Origin of the sequence: Streptomyces gossypii (genome assembly GCF_025165795.1) — a bacterium.
Taxonomy (GTDB): Bacteria; Actinomycetota; Actinomycetes; order Streptomycetales; family Streptomycetaceae; genus Streptomyces; species Streptomyces gossypii.
This window is the reverse complement of the sequence record NZ_JAJAGO010000007.1, coordinates 17314-42086: the sequence shown is the minus strand read 5'-3', so window position 1 is coordinate 42086 and position 24773 is coordinate 17314. Positions and strand designations below refer to the sequence as shown.

24 protein-coding genes are annotated in these 24773 nt (G+C 72.5%); 15 read left to right on the top strand and 9 right to left on the bottom strand.

The window, feature by feature from the left end; genetic code table 11:
- Positions 1-45 precede the first annotated feature (45 nt).
- Complete coding sequence (locus tag LHJ74_RS15950; protein ID WP_260218706.1) at positions 46-621, top strand: transglutaminase domain-containing protein; 576 nt, start codon at positions 46-48, stop codon at positions 619-621.
- Between the two features lie 22 nt (positions 622-643).
- Here LHJ74_RS15950 and LHJ74_RS15945 read toward each other — a convergent pair whose 3' ends face one another.
- Positions 644-1372, bottom strand: a complete 729-nt coding sequence (locus LHJ74_RS15945) for a lysophospholipid acyltransferase family protein (RefSeq protein WP_260218705.1) — start codon at positions 1370-1372, stop codon at positions 644-646.
- A gap of 213 nt (positions 1373-1585) precedes the next feature.
- Between LHJ74_RS15945 and LHJ74_RS15940 the strand changes: the two genes are divergently transcribed.
- The 5 genes from LHJ74_RS15940 to LHJ74_RS15920 all read left to right on the top strand — a co-directional run bounded on the left by LHJ74_RS15940 (position 1586) and on the right by LHJ74_RS15920 (position 6020).
- Positions 1586-1903 (top strand): thioredoxin family protein, encoded by a 318-nt coding sequence (locus LHJ74_RS15940; RefSeq protein WP_311203304.1) that lies wholly within the window; start codon positions 1586-1588, stop codon positions 1901-1903.
- Between the two features lie 97 nt (positions 1904-2000).
- Positions 2001-2522 carry a flavin reductase family protein gene (locus LHJ74_RS15935; RefSeq protein WP_260218703.1) on the top strand — a complete coding sequence of 174 codons (522 nt, stop codon included), beginning with the start codon at positions 2001-2003 and terminating at the stop codon, positions 2520-2522.
- 252 nt (positions 2523-2774) lie between these two features.
- A complete protein-coding gene (locus LHJ74_RS15930) occupies positions 2775-3560 on the top strand; it encodes an electron transfer flavoprotein subunit beta/FixA family protein (RefSeq protein WP_260218702.1) in 786 nt (261 codons plus the stop codon).
- A gap of 43 nt (positions 3561-3603) precedes the next feature.
- Entirely contained in the window at positions 3604-4566 is a 963-nt protein-coding gene (locus LHJ74_RS15925; RefSeq protein WP_260218701.1) for an electron transfer flavoprotein subunit alpha/FixB family protein, read from the top strand.
- 176 nt (positions 4567-4742) lie between these two features.
- Complete coding sequence (locus LHJ74_RS15920) at positions 4743-6020, top strand: DUF6986 family protein (protein WP_260218700.1); 1278 nt, start codon at positions 4743-4745, stop codon at positions 6018-6020.
- Between the two features lie 208 nt (positions 6021-6228).
- On the opposite strand, the gene LHJ74_RS15915 is transcribed toward LHJ74_RS15920, so the two are convergent.
- Positions 6229-6780 carry a glycoside hydrolase family 25 protein gene (locus LHJ74_RS15915; RefSeq protein ID WP_260218699.1) on the bottom strand — a complete coding sequence of 184 codons (552 nt, stop codon included), beginning with the start codon at positions 6778-6780 and terminating at the stop codon, positions 6229-6231.
- Positions 6781-6913: 133 nt separating this feature from the next.
- Positions 6914-7900: a LacI family DNA-binding transcriptional regulator gene (locus tag LHJ74_RS15910; RefSeq protein WP_375546769.1), complete on the bottom strand. Its 987-nt coding sequence runs from the start codon at positions 7898-7900 to the stop codon at positions 6914-6916.
- A gap of 311 nt (positions 7901-8211) precedes the next feature.
- Between LHJ74_RS15910 and LHJ74_RS15905 the strand changes: the two genes are divergently transcribed.
- Together LHJ74_RS15905 and LHJ74_RS15900 are read left to right on the top strand one after the other, a co-directional pair.
- Positions 8212-9153, top strand: coding sequence for an ROK family protein (locus tag LHJ74_RS15905; protein ID WP_260218697.1), 942 nt, complete (start codon positions 8212-8214; stop codon positions 9151-9153).
- Positions 9154-9444: 291 nt separating this feature from the next.
- Positions 9445-10467, top strand: a complete 1023-nt coding sequence (locus LHJ74_RS15900; protein WP_260218696.1) for an NUDIX hydrolase — start codon at positions 9445-9447, stop codon at positions 10465-10467.
- Positions 10468-10490: 23 nt separating this feature from the next.
- On the opposite strand, the gene LHJ74_RS15895 is transcribed toward LHJ74_RS15900, so the two are convergent.
- Positions 10491-10970 carry a winged helix-turn-helix transcriptional regulator gene (locus LHJ74_RS15895; RefSeq protein WP_260218695.1) on the bottom strand — a complete coding sequence of 160 codons (480 nt, stop codon included), beginning with the start codon at positions 10968-10970 and terminating at the stop codon, positions 10491-10493.
- 117 nt (positions 10971-11087) lie between these two features.
- Here LHJ74_RS15895 and LHJ74_RS15890 point away from each other — a divergent pair, with 117 nt between their 5' ends.
- A complete protein-coding gene (locus LHJ74_RS15890) occupies positions 11088-12374 on the top strand; it encodes an MFS transporter (protein WP_260218694.1) in 1287 nt (428 codons plus the stop codon).
- 76 nt (positions 12375-12450) lie between these two features.
- Here LHJ74_RS15890 and LHJ74_RS15885 read toward each other — a convergent pair whose 3' ends face one another.
- On the bottom strand, positions 12451-13830 hold the full coding sequence (locus tag LHJ74_RS15885) for a dipeptidase (RefSeq protein ID WP_375546761.1): 1380 nt from the start codon (positions 13828-13830) through the stop codon (positions 12451-12453).
- 161 nt (positions 13831-13991) lie between these two features.
- On the opposite strand from LHJ74_RS15885, the gene LHJ74_RS15880 reads away from it, so the two are divergent.
- On the top strand, positions 13992-15293 hold the full coding sequence (locus LHJ74_RS15880) for a geranylgeranyl reductase family protein (protein ID WP_260218693.1): 1302 nt from the start codon (positions 13992-13994) through the stop codon (positions 15291-15293).
- Here the strand turns inward: LHJ74_RS15880 and LHJ74_RS15875 are convergent.
- On the bottom strand, positions 15265-15774 hold the full coding sequence (locus LHJ74_RS15875; protein ID WP_260218692.1) for a nitroreductase family deazaflavin-dependent oxidoreductase: 510 nt from the start codon (positions 15772-15774) through the stop codon (positions 15265-15267). The genes LHJ74_RS15880 and LHJ74_RS15875 overlap by 29 nt on opposite strands.
- Positions 15775-15919: 145 nt before the next feature.
- On the opposite strand from LHJ74_RS15875, the gene LHJ74_RS15870 reads away from it, so the two are divergent.
- Complete coding sequence (locus tag LHJ74_RS15870) at positions 15920-16681, top strand: TetR/AcrR family transcriptional regulator (RefSeq protein ID WP_260218691.1); 762 nt, start codon at positions 15920-15922, stop codon at positions 16679-16681.
- Here the strand turns inward: LHJ74_RS15870 and LHJ74_RS15865 are convergent.
- Entirely contained in the window at positions 16639-17445 is an 807-nt protein-coding gene (locus tag LHJ74_RS15865) for an AfsR/SARP family transcriptional regulator (protein WP_260218690.1), read from the bottom strand. The two genes, LHJ74_RS15870 and LHJ74_RS15865, sit on opposite strands and share 43 nt — an antisense overlap.
- Positions 17446-17702: 257 nt before the next feature.
- On the opposite strand from LHJ74_RS15865, the gene LHJ74_RS15860 reads away from it, so the two are divergent.
- Genes LHJ74_RS15860 through LHJ74_RS15850 form a run of 3 tightly spaced genes read left to right on the top strand, consistent with a single transcriptional unit; the run spans position 17703 to position 21869 of the window.
- Positions 17703-19940 carry an MMPL family transporter gene (locus LHJ74_RS15860; RefSeq protein WP_260218689.1) on the top strand — a complete coding sequence of 746 codons (2238 nt, stop codon included), beginning with the start codon at positions 17703-17705 and terminating at the stop codon, positions 19938-19940.
- A gap of 10 nt (positions 19941-19950) precedes the next feature.
- Positions 19951-21207 (top strand): sensor histidine kinase, encoded by a 1257-nt coding sequence (locus LHJ74_RS15855; protein ID WP_260218688.1) that lies wholly within the window; start codon positions 19951-19953, stop codon positions 21205-21207.
- On the top strand, positions 21204-21869 hold the full coding sequence (locus LHJ74_RS15850) for a response regulator transcription factor (protein ID WP_260218687.1): 666 nt from the start codon (positions 21204-21206) through the stop codon (positions 21867-21869). Before LHJ74_RS15855 ends, LHJ74_RS15850 begins: the two co-directional genes overlap by 4 nt.
- On the opposite strand, the gene LHJ74_RS15845 is transcribed toward LHJ74_RS15850, so the two are convergent.
- Positions 21830-22144, bottom strand: coding sequence for a DUF6332 family protein (locus LHJ74_RS15845; protein ID WP_260218686.1), 315 nt, complete (start codon positions 22142-22144; stop codon positions 21830-21832). The genes LHJ74_RS15850 and LHJ74_RS15845 overlap by 40 nt on opposite strands.
- 76 nt (positions 22145-22220) lie before the next feature.
- On the bottom strand, positions 22221-23522 hold the full coding sequence (locus tag LHJ74_RS15840; RefSeq protein WP_260218685.1) for an MFS transporter: 1302 nt from the start codon (positions 23520-23522) through the stop codon (positions 22221-22223).
- Positions 23523-23539: 17 nt separating this feature from the next.
- On the opposite strand from LHJ74_RS15840, the gene LHJ74_RS15835 reads away from it, so the two are divergent.
- On the top strand, positions 23540-24772 hold the full coding sequence (locus LHJ74_RS15835; RefSeq protein ID WP_260218684.1) for an ROK family protein: 1233 nt from the start codon (positions 23540-23542) through the stop codon (positions 24770-24772).
- Position 24773: the final 1 nt, after the last annotated feature.

Genomic DNA, 24773 nt, shown 5'->3' with positions numbered 1-24773 from the left:
TAAATCAATTGATTCACGGTCGGCCGCCTCCGTACGCTGACGCCCATGATCCTCAGCCCCGAGACCGCTGACGAGAGCGCCTATCTCGCCGCCGACGACGTCATCGACCACGGGCACCCGCTCGTACGCCAGACGGCCGCGCTGCTGCGCTCCGCCGCGCCGGACCGCGCCGGATACGCGCGTGCGGCCTTCGAGTTCGTCCGTGACGAGGTCACGCACTCCACGGACGCGGACGATCCGCGCGTCACCTGCCGCGCCTCCGAGGTGCTCGGCGAACGCACCGGCATCTGCTACGCAAAGGCCCACGCACTCGCCGCCCTGCTGCGGGCGGAGGGCATCCCTGCCGGGCTGTGCTACCAGCATCTGGGTGTCGTACACGGGCTGGTGGCGCTGAAGCTCCCCGGCCACGGCTGGGCGCGCCAGGACCCCCGGGGGAACAGGCCGGGCGTGGACGCGCGGTTCCGGCTCGACGCGGAACAGCTCGCCTACGTGCCGGACCACCTGGCGGGGGAGTTCGACTATCCGACGCTCTACGCCGCGCCGCCCGGAGCGGTGCTCGCCGCGCTGCGGCAGGCGCCCGACCGTGCGCGGCTGGACACCACGCTGCCGGTCACCCTCTGAACGAGGGCGCCCGGCCGGTTGCTCATGAGGCGCCGAGCGCCTTCGCCTCGGCCGGAGTCGGCGCCGTGCCACCGAGATGGGCCGGCTGCCACCAGGTGTCCTGCTCGTGCCTGGGCACACCCGGGTAAGCGCGCTGGGCCGCCTCCAGAAGCTCCTGCACCCGCCCGCGCAAGCGTCTGGTGACGCTCGCCGCGTACTCGCCGGGCTCGGCGTGCACCGTCTCGCCGACCCGGATGGTGATGGGCAGGTGGTTGCGCCCGAAGTCCCGCTTCTGCCCCTTGGTCCACAGCCGCTGGGTGCCCCACAGGGCCACCGGCAGCAGCGGCACACCGGCCTCCTGCGCCAGCCGGGCGGCACCCGATTTGAAGCTCTTGAGCGTGAACGACTGCGAGATCGTCGCCTCCGGGAAGACCCCGATGATCTCTCCTGAGCGCAGCGCCTTGAGCGCGTGCTGGTAGGCGTGCTCGCCCTGCTCGCGGTCCACCGGGATGTGCTTCATGGCACGCATCAGGGGCCCGGAGACCTTGTGGCGGAAGACTGATTCCTTCGCCATGAACCGCACCAGCCGCTTCGCGGGCCGGGCGGCGAACCCGGTGAAGATGAAGTCCAGATAGCCGATGTGATTGCTCACCAGCACCGCGCCGCCGCGCTTGGGCACGTTCTCCGCGCCCTGGATGTCGAACCGGATGTCGAGTGCCTTGAAGAAGGTGCGGGCGACACCGATCACTGGTGGGTACACAAGCTCTGCCATGCGGGGGGACCCTTTCTCGCCGGCGCCTGGGGTGGGGTCTCCCGGCGGCTTCATCGGAATCAGAACCTACGGATACGTAACTTCTGGCTGCCGCAGATCGTGCCCGAAACACCCGCCTACGGCCACAGCAGGGGGGTACCCCGCCGCGAGATCCTCATCACGTGCACCCTGCGGCACTGCTGCGGAGCCGATCGCGCGTGCATGCTGGGGGACATGATCGGGCAACTGTCGGCCGCTGTCCTCGGTGTCGAACGGCTGGGCGAGCGGGCGACGCTGGTGCAGTTCTCCAGCGCCTTCTGCCAGCCCTGCCGGGCCACCCGCCGGGTGCTGGAGGAGATCAGCGCCATGGTCGGGGGCGTGGTGCATCTGGAGATCGATGCGGAGGCGCATCTGGAGCTGGTCCGCCGACTGGAGATCGCGGGTACGCCGACCGTGCTGGTGCTCGACGCGGGCGGCCGGGTCGTGCGTCGGGCCCAGGGTCAGCCCCGCCGGGCGGATGTCATCGCCGCTCTCGGTGCGGCGGTGACGTGATCCGGCTCCCATCTCCGGGCACGGGGTTGACGCCGCGTGCCGCGTATCGTCAGAGTGACGTTATGTCAGCGTCGACGGCAGACCCCGGGGCAGGGCGGTGAGCGCGCCGAGCGCCGGGGGGCCGGTGCGTACGGCGGACCCTGCCGCCGGCTCCGGCTTGCTGCGTGCCGCCTTCCGCGAGCATCCCGCCGGAGTCGCCGTGATCACCGCGCCGGGGCCGTCCGGGCCGGTGGGCTTCACCGCCACCTCCGTCAGCTCGGTGGCGGCCGACCCGCCGCTGCTGTCCTTCGGTATAGGTACCGGCTCCTCCAGCTGGCCCGCCTTCGCCGAGGCCGCTCATGTCGGGGTGCACATCCTGGGCGAGGCGCGCCGGGAGATGGCCGCGACTTTCGCCCGCAGCGGTGCCGACCGCTTCGCGCCGCCGACACGATGGCACCACGGGCCCATGGGGGTTCCTGTGCTGGAGGGGGTCAGCGCGTGGCTGGTGTGCCGGGTGACCGCACGGGTCCCTGCCGGTGACCACCAGCTCGTGCTCGCCGAGGTGATCGACGGCGAGGCGCGGGGCGGCGGGCGGCCGCTTCTCTATCACCAGGGGCGCTTCCGCGTCCTGCGTGATTGAGTTGTCCTTCTCCGTGCGGCGTCTGGGCTGTGACGGGCTCGCGGGCCGCTCGCGAGGGCTGCCGTGCCGCTCGCCCGCCGCGTTGGCAAGGTCACATTCCGACGGCCTTGATAACGCGCGGAACGGCTAGTGTACTGACGAGTAACACCGACCGCACCGGCACGCGGTACCGGGCAGTCACGGGTAATAAGCTGAGGAAGTCCGGCCCTCCCGGCCGGGAAGCGTGAGAGACGATGCAGTAGGAGAGCCGGCGTGAGCCTGAGGATCGTTGTCTGTGTGAAGTACGTGCCCGACGCCACCGGCGACCGGCGCTTCTCGGAAGACCTGACCACCGACCGTGAATCGGTGGACGGCCTGCTCTCCGAGCTCGACGAGTACGCCGTCGAGCAGGGGCTCCAGATCGCCGGCGAGGCCGACGACGCCGAGGTCACCGTGCTGACCATCGGCCCCGAAGACGCCGGCGACGCCCTGCGCAAGGCGCTGTCGATGGGTGCGGACAAGGCGGTCCACGTCGAGGACGACGATCTGCACGGCACCGACGCGCTGGGTACCTCCCTGGTCCTCGCCAAGGCCGTGGAGAAGACGGGTTACGACCTGGTGATCTGCGGCATGGCCTCCACCGACGGCACCATGGGCGTGCTTCCGGCGATGCTCGCCGAGCGCCTCGGCGTGCCGCAGGTGACGCTGCTTTCCGAGGTCGCGGTCGCCGACGGCAAGGTCACCGGCCGCCGGGACGGCGATGTCGCGACCGAGCAGCTGGAGGCGTCCCTGCCGGCCGTGGTCTCGGTGACCGACCAGTCGGGTGAGGCCCGTTACCCGTCCTTCAAGGGCATCATGGCCGCCAAGAAGAAGCCGGTGGCGTCCCTGGACCTGGACGACCTGGACATCGAGGCGGACGAGGTCGGCCTCGAAGGCGCCTGGACCAAGGTCGACGAGGCCACGGAGCGCCCGGCCCGCACGGCGGGCACCGTCGTCAAGGACGAGGGCGAGGGCGGCAAGCAGCTCGCCGCCTTCCTCGCGGAGCAGAAGTTCGTCTGAGCCGCCCGCCCTTCCCCGCACTCTTCCCGCAGGAGAACATCTCATGGCTGAAGTCCTTGTCTACGTCGACCACGTGGACGGTGCCGTCCGCAAGCCGACTCTCGAACTGCTGACGCTGGCCCGCCGCCTCGGCGACCCGGTGGCCGTGCACCTGGGCCCGGGCGCCGACGAGGCCGCGAAGGTGCTCGGCGAGTACGGCGCGGTGAAGGTCCTGGCCGCCGACGCCCCCGAGTTCGCCGACTACCTCGTCGTGCCGAAGGTGGACGCGCTGCAGGCCGCCCACGAAGCCGTCTCCCCGGTGGCCGTGCTGGTGCCGTCCTCCGCGGAGGGCAAGGAGATCGCGGCCCGGCTGGCGGTCCGCACGGGCTCCGGCATCATCACCGACGCCGTCGACCTGGTGGCCGGTGACGACGGCCCGGTGGCCACCCAGTCGGTCTTCGCGGCCGGGTACACGACCAAGTCCCGCATCACCAGGGGCACTCCGGTCATCACCGTGAAGCCCAACTCCGCCGCGCCCGAGGCCGCCCCGGCGGCCGGCGCCGTCGAGCAGCTGGCCGTCCCCTTCGGGGAGCAGGCCACCGGCACGAAGGTCACCTCGCGCACCGCGCGCGAGTCGACCGGCCGTCCGGAGCTGACCGAGGCCGCGATCGTGGTCTCCGGCGGGCGCGGCGTCGGCGGGGCGGAGAGCTTCCATGTCATCGAGTCGCTGGCCGACTCGCTCGGTGCGGCGGTGGGCGCCTCCCGCGCCGCCGTCGACGCCGGCTGGTACCCGCATTCCAGCCAGGTCGGCCAGACCGGCAAGTCCGTCTCGCCGCAGCTGTACATCGCCGCCGGGATCTCCGGTGCGATCCAGCACCGGGCCGGCATGCAGACCTCGAAGACCATCGTGGCCGTCAACAAGGACGCCGAGGCCCCGATCTTCGAGCTTGTCGACTACGGCGTGGTCGGCGACCTCTTCCAGGTGGTCCCGCAGCTTACGAAGGAGGTGCGGGCCCGCAAGGGCTGACGCTCCGCCGCGGCCCCGTCGCCGCTCCACGGGCCCCCGCGCGCACCGCGTGCGGGGGCCCGTCGTCTTCGCCGTGCCCTCTTGACGCCCGGAGGGGCCGGGAATAGCGTCCGGCGAAGAACTTCAACGTTTTGTTGATTTTCGACCTGGCGGAACGGCGAACGGGAGCACAGCAGATGACGCAGGACGGGACGGCCGCGACCACCTTCGCAGACTCCGTACGGGAGAGCATCGGAGCCTCACTCGCGGGCGTCGACGCCGACCTGGAGCGCCGCTACCCCGGCGACCCGGGCACCCGCCAGCCCGTGCACACCGTCTACGTCCCCGCCGACGCCCTCAGCCCGGGCATCGCGGGCGACTGGGGCGCCCAGGCCCTCGCCCTGCTCGACGAGCACGCACCGGACGCCGCCTCCTTCGCCGCCGTGCTCGGTCTTCCCGAGGAACTGGCCGGGCCGGTCCACCAGCGTGTCCGGGCCAAGCTCGCCCGCGAGCCGGTCGAGGACCTCCGCGTGGACTTCGAGGACGGCTACGGTCCCCGGCCCGACGCCGAGGAGGACGCCGCCGCGGCCCGCGCCGCCCGCCTGGTGGCCGCCGCGTTCGAGCCGGGAGCCGAGGGGCCGGTGCCCACCTGGATGGGCATCCGGATGAAATGTCTGGAAGCGGCGGTCCGCGACCGCGGCATCCGCACCCTGGACATCTTCCTGACCGGCCTCATGGAGGCGGGCGGGCTGCCCGAGGGGCTCGTCCTCACACTGCCCAAGGTCACCTACCCCGAGCAGGTCCGCGCGATGGTGCGGCTGTGCGAGGAGTTCGAGGAGGCGCGCGGACTCCCGGCGGGCCGGATCGGCTTCGAGATCCAGATCGAGACCACCCAGGCCGTCCTCGGTGCGGACGGCCGGGCCACCGTCGCCCGTATGATCGACGCCGCCGACGGCCGGGCGACCTCGCTGCACTACGGCACCTTCGACTACAGCGCCGCGTGCGGCGTGAGCGCGGCCCACCAGTCCATGGACCACCCGGCCGCCGACCACGCGAAGGCCGTGATGCAGGTGGCCGCCGCGGGCACCGGCGTACGCCTCTCGGACGGATCCACCAATGTGCTCCCCGTCGGCCCCCCGGCGCGGGTGCACGAGGCATGGCGGCTCCACTACGGGCTGGTGCGGCGCTCCCTGGCCCGCGCCTACTACCAGGGCTGGGACATGCATCCGGGCCAGCTTCCCACCCGTTACGCCGCCGTCTACGCCTTCTATCGCGAGGGGTTCGAGCGGGCGGCCGCCCGCCTCTCCGGATACGCGGGCCGTAAGGGCGGTGACGTACTGGACGAACCCGCGACCGCCCGCGCGCTCAGCGGCTATCTGCTGCGCGGGGTGGACTGCGGTGCCGTCGATCTCGCCGAGGCCGTCCGCCACACGGGTCTGACCAGGTTCGAGCTCTCCCGGCTGGCCGGGCGCTGACCGCTCGGGTCTGTCGTTCGGGTCGGGCTGGATCGGTGAGCGGGGTCTGGTGTGGCGCCGCAAGTCGGAGGAGGGAGTCGACGCGGAGCGTCGGCGACCGGCGGACCGGGCAAGATCCATACGGCAGAGCCCGAGAGGTGCGCCCGGACGGACCAATGGATTGGTGGGTCCTGTCCGGGCGTTCCGGAGCCCTCTGGGGGCGCCTGTGTCAGGCCGAGGCCCAGTCGCGCAACGCGGCGCGGCTGGAGAACTCGGCGACGTTCTTGTCGAGCGGATCGTTCGTGTACTGGTGGATCCGCCACTTCGCCTGGATGCGCGGCTTGCCCGCCGTCACGTAGTCGGCGATCCACAGGCCGTCGCCCGCGTACGAAGTGGTGTCGTGGTTCAGCCAGAAGTCCCGGTTGCAGTAGAGCAGGACGCGGTGGGACGGACGCAGCTTCTTCACCTCGCGGATGAACTGGTCCTTCTGCCCGTTGCTCGCGTACGTCCCCTCGCTCGTCCGCTCCCAGTCCGCGGCGAGCAGATCGCTCTTGCCCTCGGCGGCCTTGGAAACGAAGTACTCCGCCTGGGCCTTGATGTTCCCCGGCCACAGGAAGTGGTAGAAGCCCACGACGCATTCGGCGTCACGGGACTTCTTCACCTGGTCGTTCATTCGCGGGTTGACGTAGCTGCGGCCTTCGGTCGCTTTGACGATGACGAAATCCAGTCCGTCCGGATCGATGGACGACTGGTGCGAACTCACGTCGATTCCGCGCAACATGGGCCCGCCTCCAATCTTGGGGTGGGGGGCGTCTCATCGGAGTGTTCCCGCTGATCGGGTGCTTTACGCGGATATCAGACCATCCCCTGCGCGGCGGCTGCCCAGGAGCTGCCGCCGGCCCGGCGCCCAGTCGTCAGTCCTGTGGCGGCAGTTCGCCCGAGCCGCGGGGGAGGAGCCGGGTCGGCAGCGTGAGCCGCTGCGTGGCCTGCTCGGTGCCTTCCAGCCGCCGGAAGAGCAACTCGGCTGCGGTGCGTCCGAGTTGAGCGGGCGCCTGGGCGACCACGGTGACGGCGGGCGAGAGCAGATCGGCCAACTCGAAGTCGTCGAAGGCGACCAGGGCGACGCGCCGTCCGGAGGCGGCCAGCACGCGTACCGCCGTCACCGTCACCCTGTTGTTGCCGGTGAACAGTGCGGTCACTGGCTCCGGTCCGGCCAGCAGCCGCCAGGTCTCCGCCGTCACCCGGGCGGGGTCGGTCGGCCCCAGCGTGATCCAGGGCTCGTGCACCGGCAGCCCGGCGTCGGCCATCGCCGCCCGGTAGCCGCGCAGGCGTTCGGAAGCGGTCTGGATGTGCGGCTGGTCGCCGACGAAGCCGATCCGACGGTGCCCGTGCGCGATCAGATGCGCGGTCCCCTCGCGTGCCCCCGCGAAGCCGTCGGTGAGCACCACGTCGGACTCGATGAGCCCCGGCGCCCGGTCGACGAACACGGTGGCCACCCCGGCGGCGATCTCCGGCGCCAGATAGCGGTGGTCGTCACCCGCCGGGACGATCACCAGCCCGTCCACCCGGCGCGCGCACAGAGCCAGCACCAGTTCCTGTTCCCGTGCGGGGTCCTCGGTGCTGGAGCCGTTGATCAGCAGCGCGCCGTGCAGCCGCGCCACCTCCTCGACGGCGCGGCTGAGCGGGGCGTAGAAGGGGTCGGCCAGGTCCTCCAGCACCAGGCCGACACTGGCGGTACGGCCCTTGCGCAGCACCCGGGCGCTGTCGTTGCGGCGGAATCCGAGTGCGGTGATGGCTTCTTGTACCCGGCGCCCGGTGTCCGGGGAGACGCCCTCCTCCCCGTTGACGACCCGCGAGACGGTCTTGAGCCCGACTCCCGCGCGGGCGGCCACGTCCTTCATGGTGGGCCGGCCGCCGTAGCGGCTCGCCGTGGTGCGGGTGGGGCGGATGGTGTCCGTCACGGGAGTCTGTCCTCGTCGTCGGTGCTGGTGTCTGTCCGTCGCGCCTGTCCTGCCCGCAGTGTCGTCGGTGCGGTGCGGTGCGTTCTGCGGCGGGGGACACATCCTGCGGCACACACGGCCCGAACGGCGGCGCCTTCCGCATGCTGCGGGTTACATCGTAACTGGACAACGTTGTCAGCAGTGGTGAGACTGTCCGTGCACCGCTCCCACCCCGGGACGCGGGGAGTGCCTCACCGGGAGATACGCACAGCATGCAGACCGACCTCGTCGCCGCGCTCGACATCGGCGGCACCAAGATCGCGGGTGCCCTCGTCGACGGCGACGGCCGACTGGTGGCCCAGGCCCGCCGGCCCACCCCCGGCCAGGCGGGCGGTGAGCGGGTGATGGCCGCCGTGGCCGAGGTGCTCGCCGAACTGTCGGCGGCGCCGCAGTGGACCCGGGTGAGCGCCCTGGGAATCGGCAGCGCAGGCCCGGTCGACGCGGCCGCGGGCACGGTCAGCCCGGTCAACATCCCCGGCTGGCGGGCCTATCCGCTGGTGGCGCGGGTGCGAGAGGCGGCCGGCGGACTTCCCGTCACGCTGGTCGGCGACGGGGTGGCGATGGCCGCCGCCGAGCGCTGGCAGGGCGCGGCACGCGGATATGCGGGGGCGCTGTGCCTGGTCGTCTCGACCGGCGTCGGCGGCGGGCTGGTCCTCGGAGGGGAACTGCACACCGGGCCGACGGGCAACGCCGGTCACATCGGGCATGTCGTCGTCGACATGGACGGAGACCGCTGTCCCTGCGGCTCGCGCGGCTGTGTGGAACGCATCGCCAGCGGGCCGAACATCGCCGCACGGGCGCTGGCCGGCGGCTGGCTGCCCGGTCCGGACGGCGACCGCAGCGCCGCCGCCGTGGCCGCCGCCGCCCGGGCGGGGAACGGGGTGGCCATCGCCTCCTATGAGCGCGCGGCGCGGGCGCTCGCGGCCGGGATCGCCTCGACGGCGGCGCTCGCGGAGATCGAGGTCGCGGTGGTCGGCGGCGGAGTGGCACGGGCCGGTGAGGTCCTCTTCGCCCCACTGCGCCGGGCGATGGCGGAGTTCGCCACCCTCTCCTTCGTACGTGACCTGCGCATCCTTCCCGCGCGGACGGGCACCGACGCCGGGCTGGTCGGTGCCGCGGCGGCCTGCCGGGAAGCGTTGCACCCCGCGCGGTGACGAGCGGCGATGAGCGATGAGCGGTGAGTGAGCAGGCCCTTTGCGGCAACCTTCATGGCGAGTTCTGTACGGTCACCCACCCACCGGCCGTGCCACCGGCGCCCGCGCGTCCCACCGCGCTCCGGTGTTTCCGCTGCTCCGGCCCCGTTCCGCGGCCGCACGGGCGTGCGGGGCGCACGGCGGAACCTGCGGCGCGCAGCCTTTCCGCCGCACGCGGGCGGAGATCCGGCGCGTTTCCGTGGCAGGGTGCAGTGGGCACCTGAACGGAGGGGCGAAGGAGGAGGGGGAAGCGTGATCGTCTGGTTGAACGGCGCCTTCGGCGCAGGCAAGACCACCGCGGCGTACGAACTTCTGGACCTGATCCCGGGCAGCACGCTCTACGACCCGGAACTGCTGGGCGCCGGACTGCGCGTCATGCTGCCCAAGGAACGGCTGGGCCAAGTCGACGACTTCCAGGATCTGCCCGCCTGGCGGCGGCTCGTGGCGGACACCGCCGCCGCGCTGCTGACCGAGATACCCGGCCCGCTGATCGCTCCGATGACGCTGCTGCGCCAGGAGTACCGGGACGAGATATTCGGCGCGCTGGCGTCCCGTCGCGTCCCCGTCCGCCATGTGCTGCTGCATGTCGAGGAAACGATCCTCCGTCGTCGTATCGGCACTCGGGCGGAGCGGGAGGGTGGTTCGTCCCCCGACTGGTGTCTGGGTCATCTCCCGGCCTACCAGGCGGCGTTGCCCTGGATCACGGCGGACGCGCACACCGTCGACACCAGTCGGCTCACCCCCCGCCGCACCGCGGAGCGCGTCGCCGAGGCGATACGGGAGGGGGCCGGGGCGCTGGATATCGTCCAGGCGCCCGAGCCGACGGCCGAGACCCTCGCGGCGGGCGTGCTGCTCTTTGACGAACGCGACCGCGTGCTGCTCGTGGACCCGACCTACAAGCCGGGCTGGGAGTTCCCCGGCGGCATCGTCGAGCCGGGAGAAGCGCCCGCCCGCGCGGGGATGCGGGAGGTCGCCGAGGAGCTCGGTATCGAACTCGCCGAAGTTCCGCGGCTGTTGGTTGTCGACTGGGAGGCACCCTGCCCGCCGGCCTTCGGCGGGCTGCGGCTCCTCTTCGACGGCGGGTGCCTGGAGTCGGCGCGGGCGGCGGAGCTGCTGCTCCAGGGCGACGAGCTGCGGGAATGGGTCTTCGTGACCGAGGCCGAGGCCGCAAGGCTGCTGCCGCCCGTCCGGTACCGGCGGCTGCGGTGGGCCCTGCGGGCGCGGGAGCGCGGCACCACGCTCAACCTGGAGGCGGGCGCCCCGGTCGGCATCTGAGAGCCCGGTGGGCGACCTCGGGTCTACGGCTCGGATCGCTGGGTGGGGGTCTTGTGGACGGGGGTCTTGTGGACGGTGGTGTCGTCGGGGTTCAGCCGTCGTCCGTCGGCAGAGCGCACTTCCAGCGCGCGGAGGCGATGTCCCTGCCGGCGGTCGACCAGCTGTGAGTGTGGTTCGCCGGGGGCGAAGAAGTTCTCTTCGCCCCACTGTCGCAGTGCCACGATGACGGGGAAGAGCGCCTCGCCTTTCGGGGTCAGTACGTACTCGCGGTAGGCGCTGCCGTCCGAGGCGGGGACGGATTCGAGGACGCCGCCGGCGACCAGCGTGCGCAGACGCGCGGTGAGGATGTTCTTCGCCACGCCGAGGCTGCGCTGGAACTCACCGAAGCGCCGGCTTCCGTCGAAGGCGTCGCGCACGATCAGCAGGGACCACCAGTCGCCGATCGCGTCCACCGAACGGGCGACGGGGCAGTCGCTGTCGTCGAAGCGCGTCCTGGTCACCATGGCGTCTCTCCCTCTCGTGACGGTTGCCGTGCAACGGTTGCAACATGCTACCAAAAGGGCTAGCGTTCGCCGCCAATGTTGGTAGCAAGATGAAACCAGATATGCGGAGGTGTGCTGATGCCCGGCAACGGTGAGGCTCTGACGAGACGGACCGGGACCCGAAGCGGGGAAGGTTCCGCGTTCGTCCTCTCCCGTGGCGTCGTCGTGCTGTTCGCCGTCGCCTGCGGGGCAGCGGTGGCCAACGTCTACTTCTCCCAGCCGCTCCTGGTGACGATGGGCCACGACCTCGCCATGAGCCCGGCACTCGTCGGCAGCGTCGTCACCCTCACGCATGTCGGATACGCGCTGGGACTCTTCTTCCTCGTGCCGCTGGGTGATGTGGCAGACCGCAGACGGCTCATCGTGGCCCAGCTGCTGCTCCTGGTGGCCGCGCTGGCCGCGGTGGCCGCCGCTCACACGGCGGCGATCCTGCTCGCGGGCATGGCCGCGATGGGGCTTCTCGCGGTCGTCACGCAGACGCTGATGGCCTTCGCGGCATCACTGGCCCCTCCCGCCGGGCGCGGACGGGTCGTCGGTCTGGTCACCAGCGGCGTGGTCACCGGAATCCTGCTCGCCCGCACCGCCTCCGGCCTGATGGCCGACCTCGCGGGCTGGCGCTCCGTCTACCTCGCCTCGGCGTCGCTCACGGCTGGGCTCGCCCTGGTCCTCTCCCGCGTGCTGCCGCGCCACAGTGACGCTCCGCCGGCAAACCTGCGCTACGGACAGCTCCTGCGCTCCACCCTCACCCTCTTCGCGCGGGAACGACTGCTGCGGCTCCGGGCCCTGCTGGGTCTGCTGGTCTTCGCCGCCTTCAGCACCCTGTGGAGCAGCGTCGCGCTGCCGCTCAGCGAGACCCCGTACTTCCTCTCCCAGAGTGCGATCGGGGCGCTGGGGCTGATCGGTGTCGCCGGCGCCCTGGCCGCGACCGCGGCGGGCCGCCTGAACGACCGCGGACTCTCCCGGCGGACCACCGGCACGGCCCTGGCGCTGCTCACCGCCTCGTGGTTGCCCCTGGCCTTCACCCGCAGCTCGCTCTGGGCCCTGGTCGTCGGCGTGATCCTTCTCGACCTCGCCGTGCAGGCCGTCCATGTCACCAACCAGACCCTGATCTACGCGCTGCACCCGGACGCGGGCAGCCGGCTGATCGGCGGATACATGGTCTTCTACTCGGTCGGCAGCGCCACCGGCGCGATCGCCGCGACCTCCCTCTACACGGTGGCCGGCTGGGGCGCCGTATGCGCACTGGGTGCCGCGTTCAGCTGCCTCGGGCTCGTGCTGTGGGCGTTCACCCGGCACAGCCTCCCGGACCCCGCCTTTGAGGCAGCGCGCCACGCGGCAGCCGACCGGCAGCCGCACGAGCGGTGACCGCCCGGAGTGGATCCGCGAGGACCGGCGGGAGCAGCTCGGCGAGCATCAGGCCACCGCCGCCGAGCCGGCTGCCCTACGCGCCCCCGGTGAGCGCCGTCGCCGCGTACTTCCGCAGGAAGAGCGCCTCGGCCAGCGACAGGGCCTCCAGCTCCTCGGGGGAGACGCTCTCGTCCACCGCGTGGATCCGGGCCTCCGGCTCGCTCAGGCCGATCAGCAAAATCTCCGTCTCCGGGTAGAGCGACGCCAGGGTGTTGCAGAGCGGGATCGAGCCGCCCTGCCCGGCGACGGCCATCCCGGTGCCGCCGTACGCCTCCCGCATCGCCTCGGCCATCGCCGTGTAGGCAGGGCTGCCGGTGTCCGCGCGGAAGGGCTGGCCCCCGCCGACGTGTTCGGTGCTCACCCGGGCACCCCACGGAGCGTGTGACTCCAGATGGGCGATCAGCAGCTTGGCGGCCTCGGCGGCGTCCGTGCCCGGCGGAACCCGCAGGCTGACCAGCGCCCGCGCTCCGGCGTGCACGGAGGGCGTGGCGCCGACCACCGGCGGGCAGTCGATGCCGAGCACGGTGACGGCCGGACGCGCCCATATGCGGTCCGAAACGGTGCCGGACCCGATCAGGTCCACCCCGTCGAGCACGTGGGCGTCCCGGCGGAAGTCCGCCTCCTCGTACTGCAGTCCGCTCCAGGAGCCGTCCGCCTCCAGCCCGTCGACGCGGGTCGAGCCGTCCGGGCCGCGCAGCGAGTCGAGCATCCGCAGGAGCGCGGCGAGGGCGTCGGGTGCGGCGCCGCCGAACTGGCCGGAGTGCAGGTTGCCTTCGAGGGTGTCGACCTGGACCCGGATCATCGCCATACCGCGCAGGGTCGCGGTGACGGTCGGCAGGCCCACCCGGAAGTTCCCGGCGTCCCCGATCACGATGGCATCGGCGGCGAGCAGCTCCGGGTGCGCCTCGGCGTAGCGTTGCAGCCCGCCGGTGCCCTGCTCCTCGGAGCCTTCGACGATCACCTTGACACCGACCGGGATGCCGCCGTCGGCCCGGAGCGCCCGCAGCGCGAGCAGGTGCATGAGGATGCCGCCCTTGCAGTCGGCCGCACCCCGCCCGTACCAGCGCCCGTCCCGCTCCGTCAGCTCGAACGGCGGCGAGGTCCAGGCGTCCTCGTCCAGCGGCGGCTGCACGTCGTAGTGCGCGTAGAGGAGCACGGTCGGTGCGCCCTCCGGACCAGGCAGATGGCCGAAGACGGACTGGGTGCCGTCCGGGGTTTCCAGGACGCGGACGTCCTCGAAGCCCTCGGCGCGCAGCGCCTCGTCGACCCAGCGGGCGGCCGCCTCGCACTCGCTCACGGGGAACTGCTCGGGGTCGGCCACCGAACGGAAGGCGACCAGTGTTGCCAGTTCCCGCCTGGCTCCGGGCAGCGACGAGGAAACCGTGTCCGCCAGCGAGCTCCGGCTCAGGGTCATGGGAACGCTCCTTGAGGGCGCGACGTTGGGCACGTGTACGCACACATATGCGTGCGAGGAATGTCGGCCCGATCCTCCCACAACGCGACTCGGCACCGGGTGCGCCGTAGGATGCGGTCGGGCCTTGGCGGACACCTCATCGAGCGGAGCGGCAGCACATCGTGAGCAGTGAGAACGCATCCAGCGGCAGCGAGCCGGACCGCAGCGAGCCGGACCGCACCGTATGGGACGTCGTGGTGGTCGGCGCCGGTCCGGCCGGTGCTTCGGCGGCGTACGCGGCGGCAGTCGCCGGGCGCCGCGTACTGCTGCTGGAGAAGTCCGAACTGCCCCGGTACAAGACCTGCGGCGGCGGCATCATCGGCCTGTCGCGGGACGCCCTGCCTCCCGGCTTCGAACTGCCGCTGCGCGACCGGGTGCACGCGGTGACCTTCTCGCTCAACGGCAAGCTGACCCGCACCAGGCGGTCCAAGCGGATGCTCTTCGGGCTCATCAACCGGCCGGAGTTCGACCACGCGCTGGTGGAGTCCGCCATCCGGGCGGGGGCCGAGGTGCGTACGGGTGTCACGGTCTCCCGGGTGGAGCAGCACGGCCCCTTCGTGCCCGACCGCCGCACCGTCGCCGTCGTCCTCGGGGGCGGTGAGGAGCCGGTGCTCGCCCGTGCCGTCGTCGGTGCGGACGGCAGCGCAAGCCGGATAGGGGCGCATGTCGGGGTGAAGCTGGAGCAGGTCGATCTCGGCCTGGAGGCCGAGATCCCGGTGCCCGCCAGCGTCGCCGAGGACTGGGCGGGCCGGGTGCTGATCGACTGGGGGCCGTTGCCCGGCAGCTACGGCTGGGTGTTCCCCAAGGAGGGGACGCTCACGGTCGGGGTGATCTCCGCTCGCGGCGAGGGCGCCGCCACCAAGCGCTATCTCGACGACTTCGTTGCCAGGCTCGGTCTGTCGGGATTCACGCCCAGCGTCTCCTCCGGCCATCTCACCCGCTGCCGGGCGGATGACTCGCCGCTCTCCAGAGGGCGGGTGCTGGTCTGCGGCGACGCGGCCGGTCTGCTGGAACCGTGGACTCGCGAGGGGATCTCCTTCGCGCTGCGGTCCGGGCGGCTCGCGGGCGAGTGGGCGGTGCGGATCTCCGAATCGCATGACGCGGTGGACGCGCGGCGGCAGGCGCTGAACTACGCCTTCGCGGTCAAGGCCGGGCTCGGGATCGAGATGGGCGTGGGGCGGCGGATGTTCAAGATCTTCCTTCGCCGCCCCGGGATGCTGCACGCGGCCCTCACCGGCTTCCGCCCCGCGTGGAACGTCTTCGCCCGCATCACCCGGGGGACGACCTCGCTGGCCGAGATCGTACGGGCGCATCCGGTGGCCCGGCGGGCGCTGGACACCCTGGACCGGCCGTCGTCCGGAGCTGGGCGTGCGGCCGGGGACGAGCCGGTGGCGGTCAGCGAGCCGGTCCCTCGAGCGGAGTGATCAGGAAGACCGGGTGCTTGGGCGCGGCCTGGAGCAGCTCCTCGTCGCTGGACTTCGCGGTGACGCCGCCGAAGAAACGCCCCACCTCCCAGCCCCAGCGCTTGAGGTAGGTGCGCAGCAGTTCGGGCTTGTCGGCGTCCGCGACCTCGACCGCGGTGAACGGCTCGGCGCGCTTGCCCACACGGATCTCGCCGGTGCCGGCGGCGCGCAGGTTGCGCACCCACTGGGTATGGCCGCGCGGTGCCACGAGATAGCGCCGGCCCTGGTGGGAGAGCGGGTTGACCGGGGTGACGCGCCACTCGCCGCTCGTGCGGCCGCGGACGGCGAGTACTCCCTTGCCGTTCAGGGCGATGCCGTGCCGGTTGAGCCAGGTCATCGGCCGGTGCAGCAGGGCGATCTCCAGCTTCCCGGGCTTCATGTAGTGCTGTGCCTGCGGGGCGTTGGCCTGTGCGTCGTCGTGTGCCTTCATGTCCGGTGCCATGGCGTCCTCCTGATGTGTGTGAGCACTGCTCTCTTTTGAGATCAGTGCTTCCGTCTGATGTGAGTATGGCACCAGCGTGAAGAGAAAAGCAAGAGCAGTGCTCTCGTTTTGTGTCACTGCTCCGAAAGCTGGCACACTTACCCGCATGAGCAGGATCACCGGCGCCCGGGAGCGCGCCCGCACCGAGATCACCGCGGCAATCAAGGACGAGGCCCGCCGCCAGCTGGCCGAGGAGGGTGCCGGGAGACTCTCGCTGCGCGCCGTCGCCCGGACACTGGGCATCGCCTCCTCAGCCCTCTACCGCTACTACCCCAGCCGCGACGAGCTGCTGACCGCACTGATCGTCGACGCGTACGACGCGCTGGGCGCCGATGCCGAGCGCGCCCTCGCGGCGGCCGGGCCCCCGGCAGGCCCGCCGCTCGTCCGCTGGCAGGCCGTATGCCGGGCGGTGCGCGCCTGGGCCCTGGAACATCCGCACGAATACGCGCTGATCTACGGCTCCCCGGTGCCGGGATACTCTGCCCCGCTCGTCACCACGGGGCCCGCCGCACGGGTCGGCCTCGCCCTGATCGCGGTGGCACGCGACGCGCACGCCCACGGCACGCTCGGCGCACCCGGCAGCCCGCCGGCCCTGCCCCCCGGCCTGCGCGCGGACGCCGAGCGTCTCGCCGCCGAACTCGACATCCCGCTCCCCGCCCCAGCGGTGGCCGAACTGGTCGCCGCCTGGGTGCAGCTGTTCGGACTTGTCAGTTTCGAGGTCTTCGGCCAGCTCAACCGCGTCGTGGACGCCCGCGCCGAGTTCTTCGACCAGGCCGTCGTACGGCTCGCCCGCAGCCTCGGCCTGACCGGCGACTCCCTCTCCGGTCAGCCCGCCGTCACGGAGAGGGGCAGCAGTGAGGGCTCCTGACGGAGTATCCGCCCGTGCAGGGCCCGCAGCGCCGGCCCGGGGTCCGACCCCATCTCCGCAGCGATCCGCAGGCGCGCACTCTCGTACGCCAGCAGGGCGTCCGAGGCGCGCCCACTGCGGTACAGGGCCAGCATCAACAGCGACACCAGCCGTTCACGCAGCGGATGCGCCGCCACCTGCCGGAGCAGCTCGTGGACGCACTCGTGATAGCGGCCCAACTCCAGATCCCCTTCGAGGCGCGCCTCCAGCACCGTCAGCCGCTTCTCCGCCCAGCGGATGCGCTCCGCGTCCAGATACGGGCCGGTGAGCCCCTCGGCGAACTCCCCGCGCCACATCGCCTCCGCCTCCCGGGCCAGATCGGCGCTCCTGCGCAGCTCGCCCGCGTTGCGCGCGGCCAGCGCGGAGCGGAGCAGGGCCCGCCGCTCCAGCAGGTCGTCGACCGAGGCGTGGCTCAGCCGGTAACCGCTGCCGGTCCACACGAGTTCCGGCGCGCCTGAGTCTGGGCCTGGGCCTGGGCCCGAGTCCGCTTCCGCGAACGCGCGCCGCAGCCCCGACACGTACTTCTGTACGAGATTGCGCACGTGGACGGGCGGTTCGGCACCCCACACCGCTTCGACCAGCGACCGGTAGGGCATGGAGTGGCCCTCCTGCAGCAGCAGTACGGCCAGCACCGCCCGCTGCCGGGGTGGCCCCAGGGCCAGTTCGCTGCCGCCGCGCACCGCCCGCAGCGGGCCGAGCATCTCAAATCGGGTCCTACCGGCCATTCGTGCCCTTCCCTCGCTGCCGACGAGCCTACGTCCTGCCCGGAGCAGCGGTCTCGCCCGGCTTCCCAGCAGTCCGCCGGATTGAGCCGAGCCTCCCCGCCCTGCCGCACCCTCCCCGCGCCTTCCAGTGGATCTTCCAGCGGACGGTCAGCGGCGCGGGCGAGCCTGGCCGCACACATCCCGTACGGAGAGGAACCACCCGCATGGCACGGCAGGGAAGGCGGAGGGACGGGCCGCTTGCGCGGACCGGAGCGCGCGTGGTGCGGCGGAGCGGCGCGGTGCTGTTGGCCGCGCTGGTGCTGCTGCTGGGCCTGGGGGCCTACGGCGCGGGGGCGCAGGGCGACCTCGAACTCTCCCGCTGGGACGCCCCCGGTACCGAGTCGGTGCGCGCCGCCGAACTGCTGCGTCAGGAGCACGGGAGGGGCAACCCCAATCTCGCGCTGCTGGTGACGGCGCGCGGCGGCCATGTCGACAGCCCGGCGGTCGCCGCGGATGCCCGCGCGCTGGGGAAGGAGCTGCAGGCCCACCGGATGGTCACCGAGGTGAACTCCTACTGGGATGGCGGCAGCCGGGCGCTGCGAGGCGAGGACGGCGCCCGTGCCCTGATCCTCGCGCGGCTGGAGGGCAGCGCGACCGACACCCGTGCCGAGCTGGACGAGCTCTCGCCCCGACTCGCCCGGGAGACCTCGCGGATCACGGTCGAGGTCGGCGGTCAGGAGGAGATCTCCCGGCAGGTGAGCGCACAGGCCCGGCAGGACTTCCTGACCGCCGAGGTGCTGGTGCTGCCCGCCGTGCTGCTCCTGCTCATCCTCTTCTTCCGCCGCGCCACGGCGGCCCTGCTCACCCTCGGTGTCGGGTTCTTCTCGGTGCTCGGCACGCTGGCCGGGCTGCGGGTGCTCGCCCAGTTCACCCAGGTGTCGACGTTCGCGGCGAACATCGCCCTGGTGCTCGGGCTCGGTCTCGGCATCGACTACAGCCTCTTCGTCATCACCCGCTACCGGGAGGAGCGCGCGGGGGGACTCGGCCAGCAGGAGGCCGTGGTCCGTACGGTCGCCACCGCCGGCCGCACAGTGATCTTCAGCGGTGTCACGGTCGCCGTGTCCCTGTCGGCGCTGCTGATCTTCCCGTTCTTCTTCCTCAGCTCCTTCGCCTACGCCGGAATCCTGGTGGTCATCACCGCGCTGGGCGGTGCGGTACTGGTCCTGCCCGCCGCGCTCGCCCGCTGGGGCCACCGGGTGGAGCGGCCCGGCGAGCCGGTAGGGGGCGGACGGTTCTGGCACCGGACCGCCCTGCGGGTGATGCGCCGCCCGGCGCTCACAGCCGCGGTCGTGCTGGGCATCCTGCTGCTGGCCGGATCGCCGCTGCTCGGGCTGCGCTTCGGGCTGCCGGACGAACGCACGCTGCCCGAGGGCACCGCCTCGCGCACCACGTCCGAGACCATCCACCGCGAGTTCGCGGCCGAGCCGACCGACACCCTGTACGTCGTGGCGAAGGAGGCGCGGCAGGCGGGCTCCGGCACCGCCCGCTACGCGGCCCGGCTCTCCCGTATCCCCGGCGTCCACCAGGTCGACTCCGCAACGGGCGTGCACCGCGACGGACGCCTCATCCGCCCGCCCGGCGACGGCGACCGTGCCGCGGATCCCGCGGTTCTGGAAGTCGTGCCCACGCAGGCGGCCATGCGGGGGGACGTGCCGGAACTCGTCGAACGCGTTCGCGGCGCACCGGCGCCCTTCGACGCCGTCGTCGGCGGCTACCCTGCGGAGACCTCGGACTTCCGCGACACCCTGCTCGACCGGCTCCCGTATGTCATCGCGCTGATCGTGGCCGCGACCTTCGTCCTGCTGTTCCTGCTGACGGGCAGTCTGCTGCTCCCGCTGAAGGCGACCGTGCTCAACCTGCTCAGCCTGTCGGTGATGTTCGGCGCGCTGGTGTGGATCTTCCAGGAGGGCCATCTGTCCGGACTGCTCGGGTTCACCCCCACCGGCTCGATCGAGCCCAGCATCCCGGTACTGATGTTCTGCGTCACCTACGGGCTCTCGATGGACTACGAGGTCTTCCTGCTGTCGCGGATCAAGGAGGAGTACGCACGCACCGGCCGTACCGACCTCGCCGTCGCCGCAGGCATCGGGCGTACCGCGCCGCTGATCACGGCGGCGGCGGGCATCCTCGCGCTGACCTTCGCGGCATACGCCACCGGCGGTGTCGTCTTCCTCAAGGAACTGGGGGTGGGCACCGCGCTGACCATCCTCGTCGACGCGACCCTCATCCGGGTCGTGCTGCTGCCCGCGTCCATGCGGCTCGCGGGCCGGGCCAACTGGTGGGCACCGGGACCACTGCGCCGGCTGCACGACCGGATCGGGCTCGGCGACGGGGAGGAGCCGCCACGGGCCGGCCCCGGCTCCCCGCGCGAGGAGGGGGCGTGCGGGCCGTACTGCCAGGGGAGTAGCTGTGGGCACCGCGTCCGGGTGACGTCGGGAGTACCTGGTCCGGATTAGCGTGGCGGATATGAACCGAGCCCCCCTGCGACGCAGTCCCACGGGCGTGCCGCTGTGGCAACGCTGGGTGGAGCGGCCGCCGGCTGTGGCGCGCCTCCCCTGGGTGTCCACCTTCCTGATCACCCTCGTCACCCTGGGCGGCTCGCGCTTCGCCGAGGAGAAGCAGCTGGAGCATCTCCCGGCCGACGTGGTGCCGCTCGACACCTGGGGGCGGGCCCTGCTGGTGCTCGGTCCGGGGCTGCTGCTGATCCGCCGGCGGAACCCGGTGATCACCGCCTTCGGCACGGCGGCGGTGTGCACCGTCTACCTCATGGCCGGATACCCGGTCGGGCCGGTCTACCTCTGCGCCGTCGTCGGGGTCTTCAGCGCCGTCGTCGAGGGGCACCGCCGGGCCGCCTGGTCGGCGCTCGTGCTGCTCTGGGCGGGCCAGCTGCTGACCGGTGTCTGGCTCTACCGCTGGCTGCCGCCCTCCGGCGACGACGGCGTCGGGTGGAGCGCCGGGCTGCCGTCCGCCGCGTGGCTGGTGGCCGTCGCCGCGGCGGGGGAGCTCGTACGGGTCCGCCGGGAGCAGTGGGCCCGGCAGCGCGAGGAGCGGGAGGCGGCCGAAGCGCGCCGTGCCGACGAGGAACGCATGCGGATCGCGCGGGAGCTGCACGACGTCCTGGCGCACAGCATCTCCGTCATCAACGTGCAGGCGGGCATGGGGCTCGCGCTGCTGGACTCCGATCCCGCACAGGCCCGCAGCGCGCTGAAGACGATCAAGGCCGCCAGCAAGGAGGCGCTCGGGGAGGTCCGCCATGTCCTGGACACTCTGCGCACGCCCGGCGACGCGCCCCGTGCGCCCGCACCTGGCCTGGACCGCCTCCCGGAGCTGGCCGAGCAGGCGGCGGGCGCGGGGCTCCGGGTCGGCACCCGTACGGAGGGCAGCGCGGTGCCGCTGCCGCCCGGGACGGATCTGGCCGCCTTCCGGATCATCCAGGAGGCGCTGACGAACGTGATGCGGCACTCCGGTTCGCGGGAGGCCCGTGTGCTGCTGAGCTACGGGGACGACGAGGTACGCATCCGTATCGACGACGACGGACCGGCGGCCGAGAACGGCCCCTCCGGCGGAGGCAACGGCCTGGTCGGCATGCGTGAGCGTGCCGCCGTCCTGGGCGGCACGGTGAGCGCCGGTCCACGCGGGGGCGGGGGATTCCGCGTGCTGGCCCAACTGCCGCTGAGGGCCCCGGATACGGTGAGCGGATCACCGGAGAGGGAGGCACAGTGATCCGCGTACTGCTGGCCGACGATCAGCTGCTGGTCCGTGCGGGATTCCGCGCGCTGCTCGACGCGCAGCCGGACATAGAGGTGGTGGGGGAGGCCGCGGACGGGGAGGAAGCGCTCACTCTGGTCCGCGAGCTGAGCCCGGCGCTGGTGCTGATGGACATCCGGATGCCGCTCCTCGACGGTCTCGCCGCCACCCGGCGCATCACCGAGGACCCCGAGCTGAGGGACGTCAAGGTCGTCATCCTGACCACCTTCGAACTCGACGAGTACGTCTTCGAGGCGATCCGCTCCGGAGCCGCAGGCTTCCTTGTGAAGGACACCGAGCCGGAGGAGCTGGTGCGTGCGGTGCGCGCGGTCGTCGAGGGTGACGCACTGCTGTCGCCCGGGGTCACCCGGCGGCTGATCGCGGAGTTCGCCGCCCGCTCCAAGGAACCCGCTGAGGCCGCCGCGCTCACCGAACTGACCGAGCGGGAGCGGGAGGTCATGGCGCTTGTCGGCATCGGGCTTTCCAACGTGGAGATCGCCCGGCGGCTGGTCGTCTCCCCGCTCACCGCCAAGACGCACGTCAGCCGGACGATGGTCAAGCTCGGCGCCCGGGACCGGGCCCAGCTGGTCGTCCTGGCCTACGAATCCGGGCTGGTGCGTCCCGGCTGGCTGGGCTGACGGCCGGGCCAGCGCAGCAGCACCCACAGCACCCGCCCCACGAACACGCTGCCGCCCGCCCACTGGGCGTACTGGATCCACCCCGACGAGGCGTTTCCGAAGAGCGCCGGGCTGGCGAGCGCCAGGAAGACAGCACCGGCCAGCAGCCCGCCGCTGACCAGCGCGAAGCCGATCTCCACGGTCATGGCGTCGCGCTCGGCGTGGGACCGCGCTCGGCGGTGGGGGAGGCGCCTGGCCGCCATCGGCGCCGTGCCTGACTGCCGCTGTGAGTCCATGCGGTGATTCTGCCACTGGAGCCACGGGTGCGGTATGCCCGGAGGACCGCAGTCGCGGTACCGGCACCGGTGCCGGTCACACCATGCGCCGCACCCCGTACGCGACGGCCGCCGCCACCGCCGCCAGCAGCGCCACCGTGGTGAGCGCGAGCGTCAGCGAGAACCACTCGGCGAGAAAGCCGATGGCGACCGGACCGAGCAGCATGCCGCCGTAGCCGAGGGTGGAGGCCGCCGCGACGCCGCTCGGGCCCGCGAGGGCGCCCGCGCGGGCGATGGCGATCGGGAAGATGTTCGCCAGGCCGAGCCCGGTGATCACGAAGCCGGTCAGCGCCAGCCAGACCGTCGGGGCCAGCGAACCGAGCAGCATGCCGCAGGCCGCGACCGCGCCGCCCGCCGTCAGCGCACGGCTCTGGCCGAGCCGCTGCAGCAGGAAGGTGCCTGAGAGGCGGCCGATGGTCATGGCGAGGGCGAAGACGGAGTAGCCCGCCGCCGCGACTCCCGCGCTGGCGCCGAGATCGTCGGTCAGGTGCAGTGCGCTCCAGTCGGCGAGCGCGCCCTCACCGTAGGCCGTGCACAGGGCGATGAGTCCGAGCACGGTCACCAGCGTGCGGGTGCGGCCCGCCGCACGGGTGCCGGTGCCGGAGCCCGAGCGGGTGCCGGTGCCGGTGCCGGTCGTGGTGGAGTCCTGCTCGGGGTCCACCTGCGAGCCGTCGCCCGCTGCCGTCCCGACGGGCGGGAGCGTGCCCGCCAGCAGCCTGCGGGCGGCCAGGGCCGTGATCAGCAGGCCCGTCACGGCGAGCAGCAGCAGGTGCGGGGCGGGGCCCAGCGACCCGGCAAGCAGCCCGCCCACGCCAGCGCCGACCATGCCGCCGAGACTGAACGCGGCGTGGAAGCTGGGCATCACCGGGCGCCGCAGCGCCGCCACCAGGTCCACCGCCGCGCTGTTCATGGCCACGTTGACCGCGCCGTAGGCGGTGCCGAAGACCAGCAGGACGAGACCGAGGGTGAGCACGGAGTGGGTGAGCGCGGGCAGCGCGATGCTCAGCGAGAGCAGCACGCTCGCCGCCACGGTCACCCGGCGGCTGCCGAAGCGCCGGCACAGTCCGCCGGTGAGCGTCATCGTCGCCACTGCGCCGCCGGAGACGCCGAGCAGCGCCAGGCCGAGATCGCCGGCGGAGGCGCCGGTCTGTGCCTTGATCGCCGGGATGCGCACGACCCAGCCGGCGAAGAGCAGTCCGTCGAGGGCGAAGAACGCGGTGAGCGCTACCCTCAGCCGGGTCAGTGCGGGATCCTGGGGTCGTTGGGAAGGGTGATCGGCGGTCCGGCCGGGAACTCTATCACCGATGCGGGTGGTCCGGAGTTTGTTTATTAGCGGCACAAAGCCAGAATAGACGTGTGACCCAGACTCGGACAACAAGGCTGGAGCGGGGCCGTAGCGCCCTGGGCCCGGCACTCGAACTCGTGCACACCGGCCGTGCGCCCACGCGCGCGGTTCTCACCGCGGAACTCGGTGTGACCCGTGCGACGGCCGGAGCGGTCGCCGCCGAACTTGCGGCGCTCGGACTGATCACCGTCGACGCGCGTCCGGGAGCCGCCGTCGGATCCCAGGGCAGGCCCTCGCACCGCCTCGCGGTGGCCCCGAACGGCCCCGTGGCGCTCGCCGCCCAGGTGCACCCGGACGGCTTCCGCGCCGCCCTGGTCGGCCTCGGGGGGCGGATCGTGGCCACCGCGCCGGGCTGCATGACGGTCCCCGCCGACCCGGCGCGGGTACTGGGCGAGGTCGTCGAGGCGGGTGCCACGCTGCTGCGGGAGTCCGGCAGGCGCTGCGTCGGCGCCGGGCTCGCCGTGCCCTCGGCGGTCGCCGAGCCGGAAGGCACGGCGCTGAACCCGCTGCACCTGTCCTGGGAGGTGGGCGCACCAGTACGGGAGATCTTCCGCCGCTGCCTCGACGAGGCCCGCGTCCCCGGGCCCGCCGGAGTCGCCCCGGCGACCGGCTTCGCCGCGAACGACGTGAATCTTGCGGCCCTGGCCGAGCACCGGCACGGGGCCGGACGCGGCGCCCAGCACCTGCTGGTCGTGGGCACCGGCCACCGCGGCGTGGGCGGCGCCCTCGTCCTGGACGGCAAACTGCACAGCGGGAGTTCGGGCCTCGCCCTGGAGGTCGGCCATCTGACCGTGGTGCCGGGCGGACGGCCCTGCCACTGCGGCAGCCGCGGCTGCCTGGACGTGGAGGCCGACCCGCTCGCCCTGCTGACCGCGGCGGGCCGGGAACCGGGCCCGGAGGTCTCGCTGCTCGAACAGGCCCGCGAGCTCATCCGTACGGAGTACGCCACCGACGCCCGGGTGCGTACGGCCGTCGAACTGCTCATCGACCGGCTCGGGCAGGGCCTGGCCGGGCTTGTCAACATCCTCAACCCCGACCGGATCATCCTCGCCGGCCTGCACCGCACCCTGGTGGAGGCGGACGGCGAGCGGCTGCGGGCGGTGGTCGCCGACCGCAGCCTGTGGGGCCGCAGCGGCCAGGTGCCCGTACTCGCCTGCTCGCTGGACCACAACGCTCTGGTGGGCGCCGGAGAACTGGCCTGGCAACCCGTGCTGGACGACCCGCTCGGAAAGCTGGGAGGCTAGG

Excerpts from the sequence above, each read along its gene's own strand:
- LHJ74_RS15895 (WP_260218695.1), bottom strand. The coding sequence starts at position 10,970 with ATGGTGACCAGGACGCGCTTCGACGACAGCGACTGCCCCGTCGCCCGT.
- LHJ74_RS15925 (WP_260218701.1), top strand. The coding sequence starts at position 3,604 with ATGGCTGAAGTCCTTGTCTACGTCGACCACGTGGACGGTGCCGTCCGC.
- LHJ74_RS15855 (WP_260218688.1), top strand. The coding sequence starts at position 19,951 with ATGAACCGAGCCCCCCTGCGACGCAGTCCCACGGGCGTGCCGCTGTGG.
- LHJ74_RS15910 (WP_375546769.1), bottom strand. The coding sequence starts at position 7,900 with ATGAAGGACGTGGCCGCCCGCGCGGGAGTCGGGCTCAAGACCGTCTCG.
- LHJ74_RS15870 (WP_260218691.1), top strand. The coding sequence starts at position 15,920 with ATGAGCAGGATCACCGGCGCCCGGGAGCGCGCCCGCACCGAGATCACC.
- LHJ74_RS15920 (WP_260218700.1), top strand. The coding sequence starts at position 4,743 with ATGACGCAGGACGGGACGGCCGCGACCACCTTCGCAGACTCCGTACGG.
- LHJ74_RS15905 (WP_260218697.1), top strand. The coding sequence starts at position 8,212 with ATGCAGACCGACCTCGTCGCCGCGCTCGACATCGGCGGCACCAAGATC.
- LHJ74_RS15950 (WP_260218706.1), top strand. The coding sequence starts at position 46 with ATGATCCTCAGCCCCGAGACCGCTGACGAGAGCGCCTATCTCGCCGCC.
- LHJ74_RS15865 (WP_260218690.1), bottom strand. The coding sequence starts at position 17,445 with ATGGCCGGTAGGACCCGATTTGAGATGCTCGGCCCGCTGCGGGCGGTG.
- LHJ74_RS15875 (WP_260218692.1), bottom strand. The coding sequence starts at position 15,774 with ATGGCACCGGACATGAAGGCACACGACGACGCACAGGCCAACGCCCCG.
- LHJ74_RS15885 (WP_375546761.1), bottom strand. The coding sequence starts at position 13,830 with ATGACCCTGAGCCGGAGCTCGCTGGCGGACACGGTTTCCTCGTCGCTG.
- LHJ74_RS15945 (WP_260218705.1), bottom strand. The coding sequence starts at position 1,372 with ATGGCAGAGCTTGTGTACCCACCAGTGATCGGTGTCGCCCGCACCTTC.
- LHJ74_RS15845 (WP_260218686.1), bottom strand. The coding sequence starts at position 22,144 with ATGGACTCACAGCGGCAGTCAGGCACGGCGCCGATGGCGGCCAGGCGC.
- LHJ74_RS15940 (WP_311203304.1), top strand. The coding sequence starts at position 1,586 with ATGATCGGGCAACTGTCGGCCGCTGTCCTCGGTGTCGAACGGCTGGGC.
- LHJ74_RS15915 (WP_260218699.1), bottom strand. The coding sequence starts at position 6,780 with ATGTTGCGCGGAATCGACGTGAGTTCGCACCAGTCGTCCATCGATCCG.
- LHJ74_RS15890 (WP_260218694.1), top strand. The coding sequence starts at position 11,088 with ATGCCCGGCAACGGTGAGGCTCTGACGAGACGGACCGGGACCCGAAGC.